This is a genomic window from Pseudomonas sp. LS.1a (assembly GCF_022533585.1).
GTDB lineage: Bacteria > Pseudomonadota > Gammaproteobacteria > Pseudomonadales > Pseudomonadaceae > Aquipseudomonas.
This window is the reverse complement of sequence record NZ_CP092827.1, coordinates 4410603-4430705: the sequence shown is the minus strand read 5'-3', so window position 1 is coordinate 4430705 and position 20103 is coordinate 4410603. Positions and strand designations below refer to the sequence as shown.

The 20103-nt window shown below is 63.9% G+C and carries 17 protein-coding genes; 9 read left to right on the top strand and 8 right to left on the bottom strand.

Translation table 11 applies throughout. The features are described 5' to 3' along the window. Positions 1–30: 30 nt before the first annotated feature. Positions 31–1281, bottom strand: a complete 1251-nt coding sequence (locus MKK04_RS20465; protein WP_087502863.1) for a ribonucleotide-diphosphate reductase subunit beta — start codon at positions 1279–1281, stop codon at positions 31–33. A gap of 246 nt (positions 1282–1527) precedes the next feature. Next, on the bottom strand, positions 1528–4407 hold the full coding sequence (locus tag MKK04_RS20460; RefSeq protein ID WP_207830696.1) for a ribonucleoside-diphosphate reductase subunit alpha: 2880 nt from the start codon (positions 4405–4407) through the stop codon (positions 1528–1530). A gap of 829 nt (positions 4408–5236) precedes the next feature. Between MKK04_RS20460 and MKK04_RS20455 the strand changes: the two genes are divergently transcribed. Together MKK04_RS20455 and MKK04_RS20450 are read left to right on the top strand one after the other, a co-directional pair. Then, entirely contained in the window at positions 5237–5935 is a 699-nt protein-coding gene (locus tag MKK04_RS20455; RefSeq protein ID WP_207830699.1) for a response regulator transcription factor, read from the top strand. Then, positions 5932–7539, top strand: coding sequence for an ATP-binding protein (locus tag MKK04_RS20450; RefSeq protein WP_207830700.1), 1608 nt, complete (start codon positions 5932–5934; stop codon positions 7537–7539). Before MKK04_RS20455 ends, MKK04_RS20450 begins: the two co-directional genes overlap by 4 nt. A 3-nt stretch (positions 7540–7542) precedes the next feature. Here the strand turns inward: MKK04_RS20450 and MKK04_RS20445 are convergent, their stop codons facing one another. Continuing rightward, the gene (locus tag MKK04_RS20445) at positions 7543–8244 is read right to left on the bottom strand and encodes a 4'-phosphopantetheinyl transferase family protein (RefSeq protein WP_207830702.1); all 702 of its coding nucleotides are present in this window, start codon (positions 8242–8244) and stop codon (positions 7543–7545) included. A 109-nt stretch (positions 8245–8353) separates the two neighbouring features. Continuing rightward, positions 8354–9145: a dienelactone hydrolase family protein gene (locus MKK04_RS20440; RefSeq protein ID WP_233688334.1), complete on the bottom strand. Its 792-nt coding sequence runs from the start codon at positions 9143–9145 to the stop codon at positions 8354–8356. A gap of 129 nt (positions 9146–9274) precedes the next feature. On the opposite strand from MKK04_RS20440, the gene MKK04_RS20435 reads away from it, so the two are divergent. From MKK04_RS20435 to MKK04_RS20420, 4 genes are all read left to right on the top strand, one after another. Beyond that, the gene (locus tag MKK04_RS20435) at positions 9275–9880 is read left to right on the top strand and encodes an outer membrane beta-barrel protein (RefSeq protein ID WP_013973837.1); all 606 of its coding nucleotides are present in this window, start codon (positions 9275–9277) and stop codon (positions 9878–9880) included. Between the two features lie 150 nt (positions 9881–10030). Then, positions 10031–10708, top strand: coding sequence for a response regulator (locus MKK04_RS20430; RefSeq protein ID WP_233688333.1), 678 nt, complete (start codon positions 10031–10033; stop codon positions 10706–10708). Continuing rightward, positions 10705–12051 (top strand): ATP-binding protein, encoded by a 1347-nt coding sequence (locus MKK04_RS20425; RefSeq protein WP_241105930.1) that lies wholly within the window; start codon positions 10705–10707, stop codon positions 12049–12051. Before MKK04_RS20430 ends, MKK04_RS20425 begins: the two co-directional genes overlap by 4 nt. 411 nt (positions 12052–12462) lie before the next feature. Further along, the gene (locus MKK04_RS20420; protein WP_025340279.1) at positions 12463–13785 is read left to right on the top strand and encodes a dicarboxylate/amino acid:cation symporter; all 1323 of its coding nucleotides are present in this window, start codon (positions 12463–12465) and stop codon (positions 13783–13785) included. Positions 13786–13989: 204 nt separating this feature from the next. Here the strand turns inward: MKK04_RS20420 and tsaA are convergent, their stop codons facing one another. The 4 genes from tsaA to MKK04_RS20400 form a co-directional block, all read right to left on the bottom strand. Beyond that, complete coding sequence (gene tsaA, locus MKK04_RS20415) at positions 13990–14682, bottom strand: tRNA (N6-threonylcarbamoyladenosine(37)-N6)-methyltransferase TrmO (RefSeq protein WP_063913040.1); 693 nt, start codon at positions 14680–14682, stop codon at positions 13990–13992. A gap of 6 nt (positions 14683–14688) precedes the next feature. Continuing rightward, a complete protein-coding gene (locus MKK04_RS20410) occupies positions 14689–15150 on the bottom strand; it encodes a DUF1456 family protein (protein ID WP_013973832.1) in 462 nt (153 codons plus the stop codon). Between the two features lie 48 nt (positions 15151–15198). Continuing rightward, a complete protein-coding gene (locus MKK04_RS20405) occupies positions 15199–15909 on the bottom strand; it encodes an rRNA pseudouridine synthase (protein WP_207830709.1) in 711 nt (236 codons plus the stop codon). Between the two features lie 77 nt (positions 15910–15986). Beyond that, positions 15987–16439, bottom strand: a complete 453-nt coding sequence (locus MKK04_RS20400; RefSeq protein ID WP_063913038.1) for a GNAT family N-acetyltransferase — start codon at positions 16437–16439, stop codon at positions 15987–15989. 213 nt (positions 16440–16652) lie between these two features. Between MKK04_RS20400 and MKK04_RS20390 the strand changes: the two genes are divergently transcribed. From MKK04_RS20390 to MKK04_RS20380, 3 genes are all read left to right on the top strand, one after another. After that, positions 16653–17366 carry a hypothetical protein gene (locus MKK04_RS20390; protein ID WP_442964573.1) on the top strand — a complete coding sequence of 238 codons (714 nt, stop codon included), beginning with the start codon at positions 16653–16655 and terminating at the stop codon, positions 17364–17366. Between the two features lie 197 nt (positions 17367–17563). Then, the gene (locus MKK04_RS20385) at positions 17564–18409 is read left to right on the top strand and encodes a DUF6502 family protein (protein WP_207830714.1); all 846 of its coding nucleotides are present in this window, start codon (positions 17564–17566) and stop codon (positions 18407–18409) included. After that, complete coding sequence (locus tag MKK04_RS20380) at positions 18406–20079, top strand: DUF5666 domain-containing protein (protein ID WP_241105927.1); 1674 nt, start codon at positions 18406–18408, stop codon at positions 20077–20079. The genes MKK04_RS20385 and MKK04_RS20380 overlap by 4 nt, the downstream gene beginning before the upstream one ends. Positions 20080–20103: the final 24 nt, after the last annotated feature.

The following is a 20103-nucleotide window of genomic DNA, read 5'->3' as shown; positions in this document are numbered from 1 at the left end:
GGCAGCCTTCTCGATGCTCAGCCCGGACGATCAGTCCCAGCTCAGTGCACCACCCGTCTGATACTCGATCACACGAGTCTCGAAGAAGTTCTTCTCTTTCTTCAAGTCCATGATCTCGCTCATCCAAGGGAACGGGTTGGTAGTCCCTGGGTACTCTTCCTTCAGACCAATCTGGGTCAGGCGACGGTTGGCGATGAACTTGAGGTAGTCCTCCATCATCGCTGCGTTCATGCCCAGCACGCCGCGTGGCATGGTGTCACGGGCGTATTCGATCTCCAGCTGGGTCCCTTGCAGGATCATCTGGGTCGCTTCTTCCTTCATCGCCGCGTCCCACAGGTGCGGGTTCTCGATCTTGATCTGGTTGATCACGTCGATACCGAAGTTCAGGTGCATCGACTCGTCACGCAGGATGTACTGGAACTGCTCGGCCACGCCGGTCATCTTGTTGCGGCGGCCCATGGACAGGATCTGGGTGAAGCCGCAGTAGAAGAAGATGCCTTCCAGTACGCAGTAGTAGGCGATCAGGTTGCGCAGCAGCTCTTTGTCGGTTTCGACGGTGCCGGTGTTGAATTCCGGATCGGAGATGGCGCGGGTGTACTTCAGGCCCCAGGCGGCTTTCTTCGCGACCGACGGGATCTCGTGGTACATGTTGAAGATCTCGCCTTCATCCATGCCCAGCGACTCGATGCAGTACTGGTAGGCGTGGGTGTGGATCGCCTCTTCGAAGGCCTGGCGCAGGATGTACTGGCGGCACTCCGGGTTGGTGATCAGGCGGTACACGGCCAGGGCCAGGTTGTTGGCGACCAGCGAGTCGGCGGTGGAGAAGAAACCGAGGTTGCGCATGACGATGCGACGCTCGTCTTCGGTCAGGCCGTCCATGCTCTTCCACAGGGCGATGTCGGCGGTCATGTTGACCTCTTGCGGCATCCAGTGGTTGGCGCAGCCGTCCAGGTACTTCTGCCAGGCCCAGTCGTACTTGAACGGTACCAGCTGGTTGAGGTCGGCGCGGCAGTTGATCATGCGCTTTTCGTCAACGCGCACGCGGGCGCTGGAGCCTTCCAGCTCGGCCAGGCCTTCGGCGATGTCGAGGTCGTTCAGGGCAGCCTTGGCGCGCTTGACCGCGTCGGAGTCGTCGGCGGTGGCGACACGGGCTTCCAGGGCGGCGGCACCACCGGCGCTGTCGAGCTTGTCGAGGGTGGCGGCGGCAGCGGCCTGCGCAGGGGTGTTGCCTTTGGCGGCTACTTCGCCGTCTTCTTTATCGAATTCGTCCCAGCTCAGCATGGTGAGATTCTCCTGCTTGAGGGCCATCTATCAAGTATGGCCGGTGGATCTTGGTTGCGGTGCGGTGCACGCAAATCTGAAGTGCCCGAAAAGGGCTGGCCGCGGCTTTGCAGCCACGGCTTGTTGTGTCTGGCTGTGGAGAGGCGGCGGGAGTGCCGGCCTCATCGCGGGTGAACCCGCTCCCACAGGGTCCGCAGTGGTGCGCAAAACGCGTTGAGGCTTCCCGTAGGAAGCCTCGGCCTGGCCTTACTGGCAGGCTTCGCAGTCAGGCTCGTCGATCGCGCAGGCCTTCGGCACTGGCGCAGGGCCGGCTGCCTGGACCGGGGCGCTGTCGCCACCGCTGGAAACGGCATTGAGCTTGCCGGTGTTGATGGTCGACTTCTCGGTGCTGGTCGCGGCCAGGGCACGGAGGTAGTAGGTGGTCTTCAGACCACGGTACCAGGCCATGCGGTAGGTCACGTCCAGCTTCTTGCCCGAGGCGCCGGCGATGTACAGGTTCAGCGACTGGGCCTGGTCGATCCACTTCTGGCGACGCGAGGCGGCATCGACGATCCACTTGGTCTCGACTTCGAACGCGGTGGCGTACAGGTCTTTCAGCTCTTGCGGGATACGCTCGATCTGCTGCACCGAACCGTCGTAGTACTTCAGGTCGTTGATCATTACCGAGTCCCACAGGCCACGGGCCTTCAGGTCGCGGACCAGGTACGGGTTGATCACGGTGAACTCGCCCGACAGGTTCGATTTCACGTACAGGTTCTGGTAGGTCGGCTCGATGGACTGCGACACGCCGGTGATGTTGGCGATGGTCGCGGTCGGCGCGATGGCCATGATGTTCGAGTTACGAATACCTTTCTTGACGCGCTCGCGCACCGGGGCCCAGTCCAGGGACTCTTCCAGGTTGACGTCGATGTACTTGGCACCACGGGCTTCGATCAGGATCTGTTGCGAATCCAGCGGCAGGATGCCCTTGGACCACAGCGAACCCTGGAAGGTCTCGTACGCACCGCGCTCGTCGGCCAGGTCGCAGGACGCCTGGATGGCGTAGTAGCTGACCGCTTCCATCGACTTGTCGGCGAACTCGACGGCGGCATCGGAACCGTACGGAATGTGCTGCAGGTACAGCGCATCCTGGAAGCCCATGATGCCCAGGCCGACCGGGCGGTGCTTGAAGTTCGAGTTACGCGCTTGCGGCACCGAGTAGTAGTTGATGTCGATCACGTTGTCGAGCATGCGCACGGCGGTGTTCACGGTGCGTTGCAGCTTGGCGGTGTCCAGCTTGCCGTCGACGATGTGGTTCGGCAGGTTGATCGAGCCCAGGTTGCAGACCGCGATCTCGTCCTTGTTGGTGTTCAGGGTGATCTCGGTGCACAGGTTCGAGCTGTGGACCACGCCCACGTGCTGCTGCGGCGAACGCAGGTTGCACGGGTCCTTGAAGGTCAGCCACGGGTGGCCGGTCTCGAACAGCATCGACAGCATCTTGCGCCACAGGTCTTTGGCCTGGATGGTCTTGAACACCTTGATCTTGTTGTACTCGGTCAGGGCTTCGTAGTACTCGTAGCGCTCTTCGAAGGCCTTGCCGGTCAGGTCGTGCAGGTCTGGCACTTCCGAAGGCGAGAACAGGGTCCACTTGCCGTCATCGAAGACACGCTTCATGAACAGGTCAGGGATCCAGTTGGCGGTGTTCATGTCGTGGGTACGACGACGGTCATCACCGGTGTTCTTGCGCAGCTCGATGAACTCTTCGATGTCCAGGTGCCAGGTTTCCAGGTAGGCACACACGGCGCCCTTGCGCTTGCCACCCTGGTTCACGGCAACGGCGGTGTCGTTGACTACTTTCAGGAACGGAACCACGCCCTGCGACTTGCCGTTGGTGCCCTTGATGTAGGAGCCCAGTGCACGCACAGGGGTCCAGTCGTTGCCCAGGCCACCGGCGAATTTCGACAGCATGGCGTTGTCGTGGATCGCGTGGTAGATGCCCGACAGGTCGTCCGGCACGGTGGTCAGGTAGCAGCTGGACAGCTGCGGGCGCAGGGTGCCGGCGTTGAACAGGGTCGGGGTCGAGGCCATGTAGTCGAACGACGACAACAGGTTGTAGAACTCGATCGCACGGGCTTCCTTGTCTTTCTCTTCCAGCGCCAGGCCCATGGCCACACGCATGAAGAATACCTGTGGCAGCTCGAAGCGCACGCCATCCTTGTGGATGAAGTAGCGGTCGTACAGGGTCTGCAGGCCCAGGTAGGTGAATTGCTGGTCACGCTCGTGGTCGATGGCCTTGCCCAGGCGGTCCAGGTCGTAGCCTTTCAGGGCCGGGTCCAGCAGCTCGAACTCGACGCCTTTGTCGATGTAGGCTGGCAGGGCCTTGGCGTACAGGTCGGCCATTTCGTGGTGGGTGGCGCTCTCGGCCACGTTCAGGAAGCCCAGGCCTTCGGCGCGCAGGGTGTCCATCAGCAGGCGGGCGGTCACGAACGAGTAGTTCGGCTCGCGCTCTACCAGGGTACGGGCGGTCATTACCAGGGCGGTGTTGACGTCCTTGATGGCCACGCCGTCGTACAGGTTCTTCAGGGTGTCGCGCTGGATCAGGTCGCCATCGACTTCGGCCAGGCCTTCGCAGGCTTCGCTGATGATGGTGTTCAGGCGGGCCATGTCGAGCGGCGCCAGGCTGCCGTCGGCCAGGGTGATGCGGATGGACGGGTGCGGCTCGACCACGGACTCGGCGTTCACGCGGGTGGCGCGCTCCTTGGCGCGCTGCTCGCGGTAGATCACGTAGTCACGGGCGACTTTCTGCTCGCCGGCGCGCATCAGGGCCAGTTCGACCTGGTCCTGGATTTCTTCGATGTGGATGGTGCCACCCGATGGCATGCGACGCTTGAACGTGGCGGTGACCTGCTCGGTCAGGCGCGCGACGGTGTCGTGGATGCGCGACGAAGCGGCGGCGGTGCCGCCTTCAACTGCGAGGAACGCCTTGGTGATGGCAACGGTGATCTTGTCGTCGGTGTAGGGGACGACAGTGCCGTTACGCTTGATCACGCGCAGTTGGCCGGGGGCGGTGGCGGCCAGATCCTGGTTGGAATCGGCGGCCTGCGGCACCTTGGCCTGCGGGTTCTCGCGAGTTGTGTCGGTTTGCATGGGTGGGTGTCTCCACAGTTTCTATATTGTTCAGGCGCCTTTTGGGCGCCCACCGTTCCGTCCACTTGCTCGATGGCCTGGCGGGGATGGGCAATGCATGCGCATCCGCCCGCGCGGGCGTACCGACTTCGGGACAGACTCAGGAATAAGGGGCAATGGCTTGCCGCTCCCTGGCCGAAGTCAAAGGTTCTGGGCCGTGCCCAAAAACTGTTGCTGATGGATGCCAGGCCTGGCCTGCCACACCCATACCCGAACAAGGCCCTGGAAGGGCTTGCCTCGGTCGCCTCCGCAGGAGCGGTTTGGCTGCTGAAATCACTTGAAGTTCACCCGAAAAATCGCTTGATTTTGCGGGTTGACTTTTGTGTGTGATTTTGCACGAAACCCTATATCTAGTGGTTCGCTGCGATCGGGATACAAGATAATGCGGTATTGGGGGCTTTGCAAGGCGAGCGCCTGTGGATAACTTGTGCGTACTTTGTGAGTGAATGGTGGGTATTCGCTGTAGGCCTTGTGCCAAGTGGTTTGCAGTATTTTTCTGCGCCTTGCCGGTTCTGGGCAGAATTTTTCGGGCGCGAACCTTGTCACAAAAAACGGTTCAGTCGAGGGGCTGCTGGCAGGTTGGCAGTGCCTGGGGGCGGGACGTAGTATCCGAAGCAGATGTTGCCTTTTGGTTAAAGGGTCATGTTTCCTGCACCGGCCCCTTCGCGGGCTCGCCCGCTCCCACAGGTACTGTACAAGCCTTGAAAGGGGCGCGGTCCCTGTGGGAACGGGCGTGCCCGCGAACAGGCCGGTACAGGCCACAGAAAAACAACAAGCAAAGGCACAAGCCATGGACCACCCCGCACCCCGTATCCTCATCGTCGAAGACGACCAGCGCCTGGCCGAGCTCACCGCCGAGTACCTGCAGGCCAACGGCTTCGAAGTCAGCGTCGAGGGCGATGGCGCCCGCGCTGCGCGGCGCATCGTCGACAGCCAGCCCGACCTGGTCATTCTCGACCTGATGCTGCCCGGCGAGGACGGCCTGAGCATCTGCCGCCGGGTGCGCAGCCAGTACCCCGGCCCGATCCTCATGCTGACCGCACGCAGCGATGAACTCGACCAGGTCCAGGGCCTGGACCTGGGGGCCGACGACTACGTCTGCAAACCCGTACGCCCACGCCTGCTGCTGGCGCGCATCCAGGCCCTGCTGCGCCGCAGCGAAGCACCGGACAGCAAGCGCCAGGACCTGGCCTTCGGCGCGCTGCGCATCGACAATCGCCTGCGCGAGGCGCGTCTGGGTGAACAACTGATCGAGCTGACCGGCGCCGAATTCGACCTGCTCTGGCTGCTGGCCAGCAACGCCGGCCGGGTGCTGACGCGCGAGCAGATCTTCACCGCGCTACGTGGCGTCGGCTACGACGGCCAGGACCGTTCCATCGACATACGCATTTCCAGGATCCGCCCCAAGATCGGCGACGACCCGCTCCAGCCAAGGCTGATCAAGACCCTGCGCAGCAAAGGCTACCTGTTCGTTGGCGAGGCCTCATGAACAACTCGATCTTCCTGCGCATCTATGGCGGCATGCTGGCCGTGCTGGTGCTGGTGGCCCTGCTCGGGGTGCTCAGCCTGCACCTGGTCAACGAAGTGCGTGCCGCCCAGCACCGCGAGGGCCTGGCCCAGGGTACTTTCAGCCTGATGGCCGACAACCTGGCGCTGCAGAACGACACCGAGCGCAAGCGTTCACTGCTGATCTGGGAGCGCCTGCTTGGCGTGCCGTTGGCGCTGCAGCCAATGACCGCGCGCACCCTCGATGGTGGCCAGCGGGCGCGCCTGTACCGCGGCCTGGTGGTGGTCGAGAAGACCGGCCCGCATGCGGCCCAGGTACTGCGCAAGGTCGGCCAGGAAGACCTGATGCTGGTAGCGCAGATCAAGCAGATAAGCGAGCAACTGGCGCGGGCCACCCTCTACCTGCTGGCCGACGAACTGGTGCGCTACCCGGTAACCGAGCAGCAGCAGCGCCTGGCACAGATCAAGAAAGAAAAGGGTTTCGGCTTTGGCGTGGCCCTGCAGCGCATCGAGCGGGTGAGCCTGGACGATGACCAGCGGCGCCGGGTCGAGGAGGGCGACACGGTCATGGCCCTGGGCAAGGATGGTGACTCGATCCGCGTGTTCGCCGGGCTGGCTGGCTCGCCCTGGGTGCTGGAAATCGGCCCGCTGTACCAGCTCAACCCGTATCCGCCGCAGTTGCTGATCCTGATCGCCTTTCTCGGCCTGTGCCTGATCGGCCTGGTGGTCTACCTGCTGGTGCGCCAGCTGGAGCGGCGCGTGTCGGGCCTGGAGATTGCCGCCACGCGTATCGCTCAGGGTAGCCTGGACACCCGCGTGCCGGCCGGCGACGCCGACTCGGTAGGGCGCCTGGCTGCAGCCTTCAACGGCATGGCCGAGCACCTGCAGCGCTCGCTGACCATGCAGCGTGAGCTGGTGCGGGCGGTTTCCCACGAGCTGCGCACGCCGGTGGCCCGCCTGCGTTTTGGCCTGGAGATGATCGAGAACGCCACCACCGAGCAGGCACGGGCCAAACACCTGGCGGGCATGGACGGCGATATCCAGGATCTCGACAAGCTGGTCGACGAGATGCTCACCTATGCCCGTCTGGAGCAGGGGGCGCCGGCCTTGAAGTTCCAGCGGATCGACCTGGATGCCTTGCTTGACCGGGTGATCGAAGAGCTCGCGCCGCTGCGTGCCGAGGTACGGGTGGTGCGAGGTGAATGCCAGGGCGCCGATGCCGAAGGTGCCTGGGTCGAGGCCGAGCCGCGCTACCTGCACCGGGCCCTGCAGAACCTGGTGGGCAACGCCATGCGCCATGCCGAGGCCGAGGTGCGCCTTAGCTACCAGTTGGGGCAGCAACGCTGCCGTATCGATGTGGAGGATGACGGCCCGGGGATCCCCGAGGGCTTCTGGGACCGCATCTTCACACCGTTCACCCGCCTCGACGACAGCCGCACCCGCGCCTCGGGCGGGCATGGCCTGGGCCTGTCGATCGTGCGGCGGATCATTTACTGGCACGCGGGCCGGGCCACGGTGGGGCGCAGCGCCGCGCTGGGCGGGGCCTGCTTCAGCCTGAACTGGCCACGGCAGCAGGCACCGTTGTGACGGTCAGACGCTGACCAGGCTGAGCAGGTGGCCGTCCTGCAGGCAGAACTGGCCCTGCAGTTCGCTGCCATGCCGCCACTGCGGCGACAGGTCGGTGAGCAGGCGCAGGCGGGCCAGGCCTTCGGCGGACCAGTCCAGCACTTCGGCGTGCTCGAAGTAGAAGCGCTGGCGGGTCAGCGGGTAAAGGGTCTTGAACAGGCTTTCCTTGAGCGAGAAAGTCAGGGTGACGGCAAGGCCGAGCTGGCGGCGGTCCAGGCGTTCGACTTCGGGTGGGGTGAGGATTTCGCCCATCAACCGCTCGGCGCGCTGGTCATCCAGCAGTGCTTCCTGATCCAGGCCCAGGCCCTGGCAACTGCCCTCGGCGGCGACCACGGCAGCGGCCCAGCCTTTGCCGTGGGTGATCGAGCCGTGGATACCGGCTGGCCAGATGGGCGAGCGGTCTTCGTGGGTGCCGGGCACGTAGTCACGGCCGTCCAGGCGTAGCAGCGCGGCGCGGGCGCACACCCGGCCGGCCAGGTACTCGGCCTGGCGCTTGGCCACCGAGCGCTGCAGGCTGGCGCCTGGCACGACGCCGGCGCGCTGGAAGTCGTCGGGTGCCAGTCGTGTGGGGTCGAAGGCGCAACTGACCAGCACCGCGCCGGGTAGCGGGCGGGGCAGGGGCCAGTGGTGCTGGAGCGGGGCGCAGCAGGCGGGGAGTGTGTTCATGGGGGGTATTGTGCCAGCTGTACGGGCACTAAGGGAGCTAGCGTGGCAATGCATCCTTGGGGCAGCGGCCTTGCGTCGCGAAAGGGGCGCAGGGCGCCCCCGGCAATCCTTACTTGAACACCTTCCTGAAGAACGCCTGCATATCCGCCCAGGAGCTTTCATCCGCCGCCTTGTTGTAGCCGATATCCGGCCCGCCATGCTCGCCATGGCTCAGCCGGTCTGCATCCGGGTTGGTAAACCCATGCTTGGCCCCTTCGATACTGACAAACTCATAGTCGACCTTGGCTGCATCCATCTCGGCCTTGAACGCCTCCACCTGCTGCGAGGTAACCATGCTGTCTGCCGCGCCGTGCTCGACCAGGATCTGCGCGCGTACCACCCCAGGCTTGGCCGGAGTCTGGGTGGCCAGTGCGCCATGGAAGCTCACCACGCCGTCCAGTTTTTCGCCGCGGCGTGCGGCATCCAGCACCACCTTGCCGCCGAAGCAATAACCGACCGCGCCCAACTGGTGCTTGTTGGTGTTCGGCTGCAGTTTCAGTAGTTCGAGGCCGGCATCGAAGCGCCGCTCCGCGGCCTTGGGGTCCTTCATCGCCTCTGCCATGAACGTCTGGGCGTCGGCCGGGTGCTCGGTGTGCTTGCCGTCGCCATACATGTCGATGGCCAGTGCGTTGTAGCCCAGCGCCGCGAGCTCGCGGGCGCGGCGCTTGACGTAGTCGTTCAGCCCCCACCACTCATGCACCACGACAATGCCGGGGCGCTTGCCTTCTAGGGCGTCGTCATAGGCGTAGTAGCCGACCAGGCGGTTGCCGTCGGCGTCCTGGTAGGGGATCTCGCGGGTTTGTACCGCCGCTTGGGCGAGGGCGGCGCAGCACATCAGGGTCAAGGCCAGCAGGGCACGCATGGTCACTACTCCTTGTTCTGCAAATGGTTCGTTCAGCCGGGGTTCAGCCAGGGTTCAGTCACGGTTCAGGGTGCCCTGCTTACTCTAGCTTCCAGACCGAAACAGCGCACCCAACTGGAGTATCCAGCCATGAAAACCTTCAACACCCTGCTTGCCGCCATGGCCGTCTGCGCCGCTGGCATCACCACCGCCCAGGCCGCGGACGACAACTTCGCCAGCCTGACCTACGGCCAGACCAGCGACAAGGTTCGCAAGTCCGGCCTGCTGCAGCGCAACACCGACCACCTCAACGCCGACGGCATCATCGGCAAGGACGACACCTGGGGTGTGCGGGTGGGCAAGATCAATGACCAGGGCCGCTACTACATGACTTACGACAACGTCTCGGGCGACCACAGTGGCCTGAAGTTGCGCCAGGAGAACCTGCTGGGCAGCTACGACCTGTTCCTGCCGGTGGGTGATACCACCAAGCTGTTTGGCGGTGGCAGCCTGGGCGTGACCAAGCTGACCCAGGACTCGCCAGGTGCCAGCCGGGATACCGACTACGGTTACGCGTATGGCCTGCAGGCCGGTGTGATCCAGGACATCACCGACAAGGCCTCGGTGGAACTGGGCTACCGTTACCTGCGCACCAATGCCGCCACCGAAGTGGGTGCGCACGGCGGGCCGAAGGACGGCACCCTGCGCCTGACCAGCAGCGCGCAGACCTACCTGGCTGCAAGCTACAAGTTCTGACCGGCGAGCCGGGTTATCCTGTACCGGCCCTTTCGCGGCTAAAGCCGCTCCCACAGGGATCGCACAGTCCATAAAACCTGTGCAATACCTGTGGGAGCGGCTTTAGCCGCGAAAGGGCCGGTACAGGCAATACATATCAAGGAGCTGCACATGAAACTGCTGGTGGTCGAGGACGAAGCCCTGCTTCGCCATCACCTCTACACCCGCCTGGGCGAAAGCGGCCATGTGGTCGAGGCCGTCGCCGATGCCGAGGAGGCGCTGTACCAGGCCGGGCAATACCACTTCGACCTGGCCGTCATCGACCTGGGCCTGCCCGGCATCGGCGGGCTGGACCTGATCACACGCCTGCGCAGCCAGGACAAGACCTTCCCCATTCTCATCCTCACCGCCCGCGGCAACTGGCAGGACAAGGTCGAGGGCCTGGCCGCCGGTGCCGACGACTACCTGGTCAAGCCGTTCCAGTTCGAAGAACTCGAAGCACGCCTGAATGCCCTGCTGCGCCGCTCCAGCGGCTTCACTCAGTCAACCATCGCCGCCGGCCCGCTGGTGCTCGACCTCAACCGCAAGCAGGCGACGCTGGACGAGCAACCCCTGGCCCTGACTGCCTACGAATACCGCATCCTCGAATACCTCATGCGCCATCACCAGCAGGTGGTGGCCAAGGACCGTCTGATGGAACAGCTGTACCCGGGTGATGATGAACGTGACCCGAATGTCATCGAAGTACTGGTCGGCCGCCTGCGGCGCAAGCTTGAGGGCGAGCGCGGCTTCAAACCCATCGACACCGTGCGCGGTCTGGGCTACCTGTTCACCGAGCGCTGCCGATGATCCGTTCGCTGCGGGTGCGCCTGATGCTGGCGGCCGCGGTGCTGGCGCTGCTGTTCATGCTGGCGCTGCTGCCGGCCCTGCAGAAAGCCTTCAGCCTGGCCCTGCAGGAGTCGATCGAACAACGCCTGGCCTCGGATGTGACCACGCTGATTTCCGCTGCGCGCATCGAGCACGGCCAGTTGCAGATGCCGACCCTGCTGCCGGACGAGCGTTACAACCTGCCGTACACCGGCCTGCTCGGCTATATCTTCGACCGCGATGGCAAGCTGGTCTGGCAGTCGCGGGCCACCGCCGCGCAGAACATCAACTACCGCCCGCGCTACGACGGCCGCGGCAACGAATTCGCCCGCATTCACCAGGCCGATGGCGAAGAGTTCTTCGTCTATGACGTCGAGATCAAGCTGCTGGGTGGCCAGAGCGCCGCCTACAGCATTGTCGCCCTGCAACCGGTGCGCGAATACCAGCACACCCTCGACGGCCTGCGCGAAAAGCTCTACCTCGGCTTTGGCGCGGCCCTGCTGGCGTTGCTGGTGCTGTTGTGGGCCGGCCTGACCTGGGGCCTGCGTTCGTTGCGCCGGCTCAGCCTCGAGCTGGACGACGTGGAGTCGGGGGCGCGGGATGGCCTGAGCCGCGAACACCCGCGTGAGCTGCTGCGCCTGACCGGCTCGCTGAACCGCCTGTTGCACAGCGAGCGCGAGCAGCGCCAACGCTACCGCGATTCGCTCGATGACCTGGCGCACAGCCTGAAGACGCCGCTGGCGGTGTTGCAGGGGGTGGGCGAAAGCCTGCAGCAGCGTAGCGGCGAGCGCGAGCAGGCGCGCGTGCTGCAGAGCCAGATCGAGCGCATGAGCCAGCAGATCGACTACCAGTTGCAACGCGCCAGCCTGCGCAAGAGTGGCCTGGTGCGCCACAGCGTGTTGCTGCGACCGTTGCTCGACAGCCTGTGCAGTACCTTGGCCAAGGTGTACCGGGACAAGCGGGTGAACGTGACCCTGCAACTGCCCGAGGCGGCGCAGGTGCCGATGGAGCAGGGCGCGTTGCTGGAGCTGCTGGGCAACTTGCTGGAGAACGCCTACCGCCTGAGCCTGGGCCAGGTGCGTGTGAGCCTGGAGCAGGCGCCTGGGCAGTTGACCTTGTGCGTCGAGGACGACGGGCCTGGGGTGCCGGCCGACCAGCGTGAGCGCATTCTCGAACGGGGTGAACGGCTGGACAGCCAGCACCCGGGGCAGGGGATCGGCTTGGCGGTGGTCAAGGATATCGTCGACAGCTATGACGCCGAGCTGAGCCTGGGAGATTCGCCCTTGGGCGGTGCGGCGTTCAGAATCACCTTCAACCTGGATTGATTTGTAGCCTGTGCCGGCCCTTTCGCGGGTGAACCCGCTCCCACAGGTACCGCACAGGTCCTGAGCCCTGCGCGGCACCTGTGGGAGCGGGCGAGCCCGCGAAAGGGCCGGCGCAGGCAAAACACAATGGGCGGATTCCCGCCAACACCCCTGTACAAATCCCGCCACCGGGCGGAAATCCGCCAGCCTTTCTCCGCAGAATCGCCCCGTCGTTGGGCGTTTATCCCAGGCAAATACGGCCCTTGCACCCTTCGTGGGCATTTTGGCACCACCCTTGCTATTGATCCTCGCAGAGGCCTGCCCAGGCAGCTCGAACACAACGACAAATCCCTCCATGTGCAGGAGGGTTAGCGATTCAGGTGCCACATCGCCCTGGGAAGGGTGAACCGGCACACTTGAGGAAAATCAGCCATGACGACACGTCAGCCGCTTTACAAATCCCTGTATGTCCAGGTGTTGGTCGCCATCACCATCGGTATCCTGCTCGGCCACTACTACCCGGAGACGGGCGTCGCTCTCAAACCCTTGGGAGACGGCTTCGTCAAACTGATCAAGATGGTCATCGCCCCGATCATCTTCTGCACCGTGGTCAGCGGCATCGCCGGCATGCAGAGCATGAAGTCGGTCGGCAAGACCGGTGGCTACGCGCTGCTGTACTTTGAAATCGTCTCCACCATCGCCCTGATCATCGGCCTCGTCGTCGTCAACGTGGTCAAGCCGGGCGCTGGCATGCACATTGACGTCAGCACCCTGAACGCCAGCAGCGTGGCTGCCTACGCCGCCGCCGGCGCGCAGCAGACCACCGTCGGCTTCCTGCTCAACGTCATTCCCAACACCGTGGTCGGCGCCTTCGCCAACGGCGACATCCTGCAAGTGCTGATGTTCTCCGTGCTGTTCGGCTTCGCCCTGCACCGCCTGGGCAGCTACGGCAAGCCGGTGCTGGACATGATCGACCGCTTCGCCCACGTCATGTTCAACATCATCAACATGATCATGAAGCTCGCCCCAGTCGGTGCCTTTGGTGCAATGGCCTTCACCATCGGCCAGTACGGCGTTGGCTCGCTGGTGCAACTGGGCTACCTGATGGCCTGCTTCTACATCACCTGCCTGCTGTTCGTGCTGGTGGTGCTGGGCGGTATCTGCCGCGCCCACGGTTTCAGTGTCCTCAAGCTGATCCGCTACATCCGTGAAGAACTGCTGATCGTGCTGGGCACTTCCTCCTCGGAATCGGCCCTGCCACGCATGCTGGCCAAGATGGAGCGTCTGGGTGCGAAGAAGTCGGTGGTTGGCCTGGTCATCCCGACCGGTTACTCGTTCAACCTCGACGGCACCTCGATCTACCTGACCATGGCTGCAGTGTTCATCGCCCAGGCCACCGACACCACCATGGACATCACTCACCAGATCACCCTGCTGCTGGTGCTGCTGGTGGCTTCCAAAGGTGCTGCCGGCGTTACCGGCTCGGGCTTCATCGTCCTGGCTGCCACCCTGTCGGCCGTAGGCCACTTGCCGGTTGCCGGCCTGGCGCTGATCCTCGGCATCGACCGCTTCATGTCTGAAGCCCGTGCCCTGACCAACCTGGTAGGCAACGCCGTTGCCACTGTGGTCGTGGCCAAGTGGGTGAAGGAAATGGACAACGACAAGCTGGCATCGGAGCTGGCCTCCGGTGGTGCGCCGCTGGTCGACACCCGTCCGACCGACGACCTGGGCGTGGCTGAAGGCCCGGCTCGCTGATCGCGGGTTGGTGAAAAGAAAAAGGCGACCTCAGGGTCGCCTTTTTCATGTCTGTGCGGTGCGCGGTTCCTTGTGGGAGCGGCCTTGTATCGCGAAGGGGGCGCGCAGCGGCCCCAGGATATCAGCCATCCTGCAAGATTGCCGGGGCTGCTGCGCAGCCCTTTCGCGACACAAGGCCGCTCCCACAAGGTCTGCACACGCCCTTCAGGCCAGCACCACCTCCAACACCCGGATCACCTCCGGCTGCGGGTAATGCCACCTTACCTGCACATCCCAGAACTTCACCCCATACACCCGCTCTGCCGGTGGCACCTGGTAGGCCGGTCGGGGGTCCTGTGCCAGGCATTGCTCGATCAGTTCCACCAACGGTTCACCCAGGCGCAGTGCATGTTCACGGGCCTGGGGCAGGGCGTTGTCGCCCCACTGCACGGCGATCGCGGCAGGTGCTTCGCTGGCCATCTGGTTGCTGGCGCCAGCGATGCTGTCGGCGTACGGCACATACGGTTTGATGTCCAGCACTGGCGTGCCATCGAGCAGGTCGATCCCGGACAGCAGCAGGCGCCCTGGCTCCACGCCTTCCAGACGCACCACCGACTGGCCGATACCATTGGGCCGGTGAGTGGCGCGGGTGGCGAACACGCCCATGCTCTTGTTGCCGCCCAGGCGCGGTGGCCGCACCTTCAGGCGGGGTTTGTCTTCCAGCGCCTGGTGGAACAGGAACAGCAGCCAGACATGGCTGACCTGCTCCAGACCCTCGACCGCATCACCCTGGTCGAACGGTGGCAGCAGTTCGAGCACACCGCGTGCAGCGGGCGCCAGTTGTGGCTGGCGCGGGATGGCGAACTTCTCCTTGAAACAGGAGCGGATGATGCCGACCGGGGTAACCGTATGCTGCATGGCCACTCAGCCGCGCACGCGCAGGGTCAGGCCCTTGAGGAAGTTGCGCAGCAACTGGTCGCCGCACGGGCGGTAGTTGTCGTGGCCGGCCTTGCGGAACAGCGCGCTGAGTTCGGGCTTGCTGACCGGGAAGTTGACCGACTTGAGGATCGCATGCAGGTCGTCTTCCTTGAGCTCGAAGGCCACCCGCAGTTTCTTGAGGATGAGGTTGTTGGTCACCGGCAGCTCGATCGGCTGCGGCGGGCGGCTGTCATCCTTGCCGCGGCGGTGGATCACCAGGCCGTCGAGAAAGTGCGCCATGACCCGTTCCGGGCAACGCACGAACCCTTCCTCGTCTTCCTTCTTCAGGTAGGTGGCCAGCACCAGGGGATGCACGTCGAGGCCGGATAGCCCGATGATTTCGGCCATCTTGGCGTCATTCACCTTGAGCATGTAGCGCAGGCTGCGCAGGACGTCGTTGTGGTTCATTGTTGCAGAATCCTGTTCAGGTGCCGCACCTGTCGCGCGGCGTATTGCTTAGAAACGTTCGGTAGTGGCCAGGTAGCGCCACTGGCCCAAGGGCAGCTTGCCCATCGACACGCCACCCAGGCGAATGCGGCGCATGCCTACCAGCTCCAGGCGCAGATAGGCGCACAGCTCGGCAATCTGCCCTGGCTGCGGGTTTTTCAGGACCATGCGCAGGTGGGTCTCGTTCTGCCAGCTGGCCTTGGTCCTGGGCAGCTCGCGGTCATTGCGGGTGGCACCGCGTGCCAGGCGTTCCAGCGCCTGGGGCGTGGTCTCGCCGCGCACTTCAACGATGAATTCCTGTTCCAGGCGGCGCAGGTCGGCGTCGATCTTGCGGGTTACCCGCCAGTCCTGGGTGAAGACCTGCAGGCCGCTGGCGCCGCGCTCCAGCGGTGCCACGCAGGCCTGCCGGGCAAAATGCCCGTGCAGGGCGCGTACACCCTCGCGATGGGCCTCGCTGAGGCTGCCCATGTTCATGCTGGCGCGGGCGATTTCGCTGTCCACGTTGGCTGGCTGGTTCAGCAGCAGGGTTACCGGTTCCAGCGTTTCGGCACGAGCACCCGGCAGCAGTTCGACGCGCTGCTGCCCGACCTTGAACTGCGGTTGCTCGACCACCACGCCATCGACCGTGACCCAGCCGCCTTCGATATACAGCTCGGCCTCCCGACGGGAGCAGCCAAGCTGCTCGATAAGGCGTTTGGACAGGCGGACGGGTTCGGACATGACGGCAATTCGCAAAGGCAGGGAAAGACCTGCATTGTACCTGCCCGCGCGGCAGAGGGGCTGGGAATCTGTGTCATTTACGCCGTTTTGCGCAGGCGCATGTGCAGCAAGGGATAGGGCTGCCCCAGGCCGTCGGTTTCCGAACGGCCGATCACCTCGAAGCCTTCATGCAGGTAGAAGCCCAAGGCTTGCGGGTTCTGTTCGTTGACGTCCAGGCGCTCGGCATTCAGCTCGTCGATCGCATAGTGCAGCAGGCGCTTGCCAACCCCTTTGCCCCGGTAGGCAGGTGCGACGAACAGCATGTCCACGCGCCCGTTGGCGACCCCGGCGAAGCCGCAGATGCGTTGGCGGTCCTTGCAGCAGATCAGCATCACCGCGTCGAGGTAGCGACGCAGTACCTGTTCGCGCAGCAAGACGATGTAGCCATCGGGCAGGAAGTCGTGGGTGGCGCGTACCGAGTCCTCCCACACCTGTACCAGTTCGCCGTAGTCACTCAAGCGCGGGGTTTGCAACGTCAGTACCGAATGCATGCCGGTGTTCCTCCGTGACGATAAGGCAAACATAGCAGGCCAACCACCGGTCGGCTTTTCCGTGCGGTGCTTGAACCTCGGGGTGTAGAGGTCTATTACTTTTACGTGGGAAAAAATCCCACGCAGCAAGAAGCAAAAAACTGAACACAGAATTTCCGGCTTGATTTGGCGTTTCTCATGGCGACGACCTGGAGACGAAACATGCACATCCATATGCTGTTCAAAAAGGCGCTATTGGCGGCTGCCGTTGCTGGCGTGCTGTCGACTTCCATCGTTCTGATCCCTGACTCGATATCCAATGGTTCCAGTGCCTACGCCAAGGATGGCGGCGGCGGTGGCGGCCATGGTGGTGGCGGCGGTGGTCACGGTGGTGGCGGTGGCGGCCATGGTGGCGGCGGTGGTGGTCACGGTGGTGGCGGTGGCGGCCATGGTGGCGGCGGTGGTGGTCACGGTGGCGGCGGTGGCGGCCATGGTGGCGGCGGCGGCGGCGGTGGCGGTGGTCACGGTGGCGGCGGTGGTGGTCATGGTGGTGGCGGCCATGGTGGTGAAGGCGGCGGCCACGGCGGCCACGGCGATGGCCATGCCGGCAACAGTGGTCGCGGCCATGACGGTCCCTCAAACTCTGGGCGCAGCGGTAACCACGCTGAAGCGGGTGATGATCATGGCAATCACGTTGGCGGTGAGCCTGGGGACGATCACGGCAATCACGTTGGCGGTGAACCCGGTGACGATCATGGCAATCACGTTGGCGGTGAGCCCGGGGACGATCATGGCAATCATGTTGGCGGTGAGCCTGGCGATGACCGCGGCAATCACGTTGGTGGTGAACCTGGTGATGATCGTGGCGACCATCTGGGTGGCGAACCGGGTGATGACCGCGGTGAGCATGCCGCAGGCGAACCGGGTGATGACAACAGCCGGAGCTGACTGGCTCTGAACGGTTTCATGCAGCGCCCTCGGGGCGGGCCTGCATGAGGCCAGGTTCGGATGCACGGCAGCCCCACTCAACGCGAATGCAATGAGCGCTGAAGACCATCCCTCATCTCGTCCGGGATAGGGTCACAGTTGGTGTGGGATGTTTTCCCGCGTCGTATACTGGGTTCATCTGTCAAGGAACGCGCTCAATGCAATCGCCTACCATCCCCCCTTCGATGTTAAGCGCACTGCGGCGTGTCATGCGCCCTCTGGTGCGCCTGATGCTGCGCAAAGGGGTCACCTATACGATGTTCGCCGACTTGCTCAAGGAAGTGTTCGTCGATGTGGCCCATCGCGAGTTTCGCCTGGATGGCACGGTGCCGACCGACAGCCGTGTCAGCCTGCTTACAGGCGTGCATCGCAAGGATGTACGGCGTTTGCGCAGCGAGGGTGGCACGTCGCTCGCTGCGCTGCCGGAAAACATCACGTTAGGCGCACAGTTGGTCAATATGTGGACCACTGGCAAACCGTTCTGCTCGGAGCCTGGCCAGGCGCTGCCGTTACCGCGCCTGGCGAGTGTCGGCGGCGATTGCTCTTTCGATGCCCTGGTGGCGAAGATCAGTACCGACATTCGCGGGCGGGTGGTGCTGGATGAGTGGTTGCGCCTGGGCATCGTCCGGCTCGACGAGCAGGACTGTGTCCACCTGGAAGCCCAGGCATTCGTGCCGCAGAAGGGCTTTGATGAAAAGGCTGCGTACTTCGGCCACAACCTGCATGACCATGCCTGCGCAGCAGTGCACAACCTGACAGGTGAAGGGCAGCCGTTCTTTGAACGCAGTGTGCACTACGACGCTTTGAGCCCGGCCAGCGTCGACCATCTGCGCGAAGCGGTGGACAAGGAAGGCATGCAGACGCTGCTTGCCTTCAGCCGGCTTGCATCAGACCTGGAAGATGCCGATGTACCCAGCGCCGAGCAGCGTCAGCGCATCACTGTCGGGCTTTATTTCTACACTGAAACCACCGACCCCGATCTGTCGAAGACACCAGACCCATGACTTTCCTCGCGCGCTGCCTCAGTGTCGTCACACTGGCCCTGGGTTTCGGGCTGAACCTGATGGCGCCTGCCGAGGTGGCCGCAGCACCGGTGTGTGTCAGCCGTGACGAAGTGGGTATGGCGGGGGCAGCGGGCTTGCAGTTTCCGGGTGGTATTGGTGGTACCGGGGCCAGAACGGGCGGTGTCGGTGGTACTGGGGTACGCAGTGAAAACGGTGGTGTGGGTGGCACCGGTGCGCCGCTGCAGCAGCGTCCCGGCGGCACAGGCGGGACCGGTGCGGTGGCCGACGGTGTGGACGGCACCTTTATCGATCACGGCGGTGTCGGCGGTACCGGCGCGCCGATCCTGCGCCCGGGCGGCACCGGTGGCACGGGCATCGTCGGCACCATCACCGGGTTCGCTTCGATCTGCGTCAATGGCCTGGAAGTGCACTTTGGCAAAGACGTACCGGTGAGTGAAAACGGTGCGCCTGCCAGTAGCGCTCACCTGGCAATCGGCCAGGTTGTTGCGGTGGAGGCATTTGCCAGCAAACGCGGCCTGCAAGCAGGGCGCATCTCGATCCTCAACGTTTACGAAGGGCCGCTGACGGCACTGCCGAATGCTTCGGCCCCTCTGCGGGTCATGGGCCAACCTGTGCGGCTTGCTGCAGGCGCGCGGGTGGCTGAAGGGCTGCGCCCGGGCGAGCCGGTCAGGGTCAGTGGCCTGCGCGATGCCAGGGGCGAAGTGGTAGCCAGTCGTATCGAACGGGCGCCGGGGCTCAGGGAAGCCAGTGCCATCGGTGCGGTTGATCGTACTGGTAGCCTCCAGGGGCTGAAGCTGGGAACCCGCGTGGCACCCGCGCGGGAAGTGCTGGTGCGTGGGCAGTGGACCGGGCGTCAGTTGGAAGTGGCGCAAACCCGCCCAGACCCGAGCCTGCCTTTTGCTGGCCGTGTGCAGACGGCGGTGATCGAGGGGCTGGTACAGCGCAGCCACGCACAGCAGTTGGTGGTCGCCGGCATCAAGGTGACGCTGGGGCAGGGCACCGTGATCGTTGGCAAGCAGCCCGCGGCATTGGCGCTCGATCAACGTGTGCGGGTGAGCGGGGTGTTCAGTGGCAAGCACGAGCTGCGGGCAACCCGCGTGGAGTTCCATGACGACCGTGCCGACAACCCGGACAGAGGGCATTCGGGGCGGGGCAGCGAGCACGGCACTGGTGAATCTGAAGGCGCCAGCAATAGCGGGCATGGCGGGCGCGATGCGACCAGCGTTCGCATTGAAAGCAGTGATGATCACAGCGGGCACGGCGGCGTTGACGATTCCAGCGGTCGTGACAGTACTGAAAGCCTGGACAAGTCCGGGAAGTCGGAACATGTCGACACCGTGGAGCAGCCCGAGAGCAGCAATAGTGGGAGCTCTGGTCGGGTAGAGAAGGTCGAGCTTGAACGGGTGGAAAAAGTAGAGAAGGTTGAAAAGGTAGAAAAAGTCGAGAAGGTGGAGAAGCCCGAAAAAGTCGAGAAAATCGAAAAGCCTGAGAAAGTCGAGAAGGTAGAAAAAGTCGAGAAGGTCGAAAGAGTAGAGAAGGTCGAGAAAGTCGAAAAGGTCGAAAAGGTCGAAAAGGTCGAAAAGGTCGAAAGGCCCGAGACGGTAGAGAAAATCGAAAAAGTGGAGCATCCAGAGCGGTCCGGGCATTAGGCAACTAGGCTGGGTAAGTGCGAT

What these genes read in the sequence shown, in the direction of transcription:
- MKK04_RS20465 (WP_087502863.1), bottom strand. Translation starts at nt 1,281, where the DNA reads ATGCTGAGCTGGGACGAATTCGATAAAGAAGACGGCGAAGTAGCCGCC.
- MKK04_RS20460 (WP_207830696.1), bottom strand. Translation starts at nt 4,407, where the DNA reads ATGCAAACCGACACAACTCGCGAGAACCCGCAGGCCAAGGTGCCGCAG.
- MKK04_RS20455 (WP_207830699.1), top strand. Translation starts at nt 5,237, where the DNA reads ATGGACCACCCCGCACCCCGTATCCTCATCGTCGAAGACGACCAGCGC.
- MKK04_RS20450 (WP_207830700.1), top strand. Translation starts at nt 5,932, where the DNA reads ATGAACAACTCGATCTTCCTGCGCATCTATGGCGGCATGCTGGCCGTG.
- MKK04_RS20445 (WP_207830702.1), bottom strand. Translation starts at nt 8,244, where the DNA reads ATGAACACACTCCCCGCCTGCTGCGCCCCGCTCCAGCACCACTGGCCC.
- MKK04_RS20440 (WP_233688334.1), bottom strand. Translation starts at nt 9,145, where the DNA reads ATGCGTGCCCTGCTGGCCTTGACCCTGATGTGCTGCGCCGCCCTCGCC.
- MKK04_RS20435 (WP_013973837.1), top strand. Translation starts at nt 9,275, where the DNA reads ATGAAAACCTTCAACACCCTGCTTGCCGCCATGGCCGTCTGCGCCGCT.
- MKK04_RS20430 (WP_233688333.1), top strand. Translation starts at nt 10,031, where the DNA reads ATGAAACTGCTGGTGGTCGAGGACGAAGCCCTGCTTCGCCATCACCTC.
- MKK04_RS20425 (WP_241105930.1), top strand. Translation starts at nt 10,705, where the DNA reads ATGATCCGTTCGCTGCGGGTGCGCCTGATGCTGGCGGCCGCGGTGCTG.
- MKK04_RS20420 (WP_025340279.1), top strand. Translation starts at nt 12,463, where the DNA reads ATGACGACACGTCAGCCGCTTTACAAATCCCTGTATGTCCAGGTGTTG.
- tsaA (WP_063913040.1), bottom strand. Translation starts at nt 14,682, where the DNA reads ATGCAGCATACGGTTACCCCGGTCGGCATCATCCGCTCCTGTTTCAAG.
- MKK04_RS20410 (WP_013973832.1), bottom strand. Translation starts at nt 15,150, where the DNA reads ATGAACCACAACGACGTCCTGCGCAGCCTGCGCTACATGCTCAAGGTG.
- MKK04_RS20405 (WP_207830709.1), bottom strand. Translation starts at nt 15,909, where the DNA reads ATGTCCGAACCCGTCCGCCTGTCCAAACGCCTTATCGAGCAGCTTGGC.
- MKK04_RS20400 (WP_063913038.1), bottom strand. Translation starts at nt 16,439, where the DNA reads ATGCATTCGGTACTGACGTTGCAAACCCCGCGCTTGAGTGACTACGGC.
- MKK04_RS20390 (WP_442964573.1), top strand. Translation starts at nt 16,653, where the DNA reads ATGCTGTTCAAAAAGGCGCTATTGGCGGCTGCCGTTGCTGGCGTGCTG.
- MKK04_RS20385 (WP_207830714.1), top strand. Translation starts at nt 17,564, where the DNA reads ATGCAATCGCCTACCATCCCCCCTTCGATGTTAAGCGCACTGCGGCGT.
- MKK04_RS20380 (WP_241105927.1), top strand. Translation starts at nt 18,406, where the DNA reads ATGACTTTCCTCGCGCGCTGCCTCAGTGTCGTCACACTGGCCCTGGGT.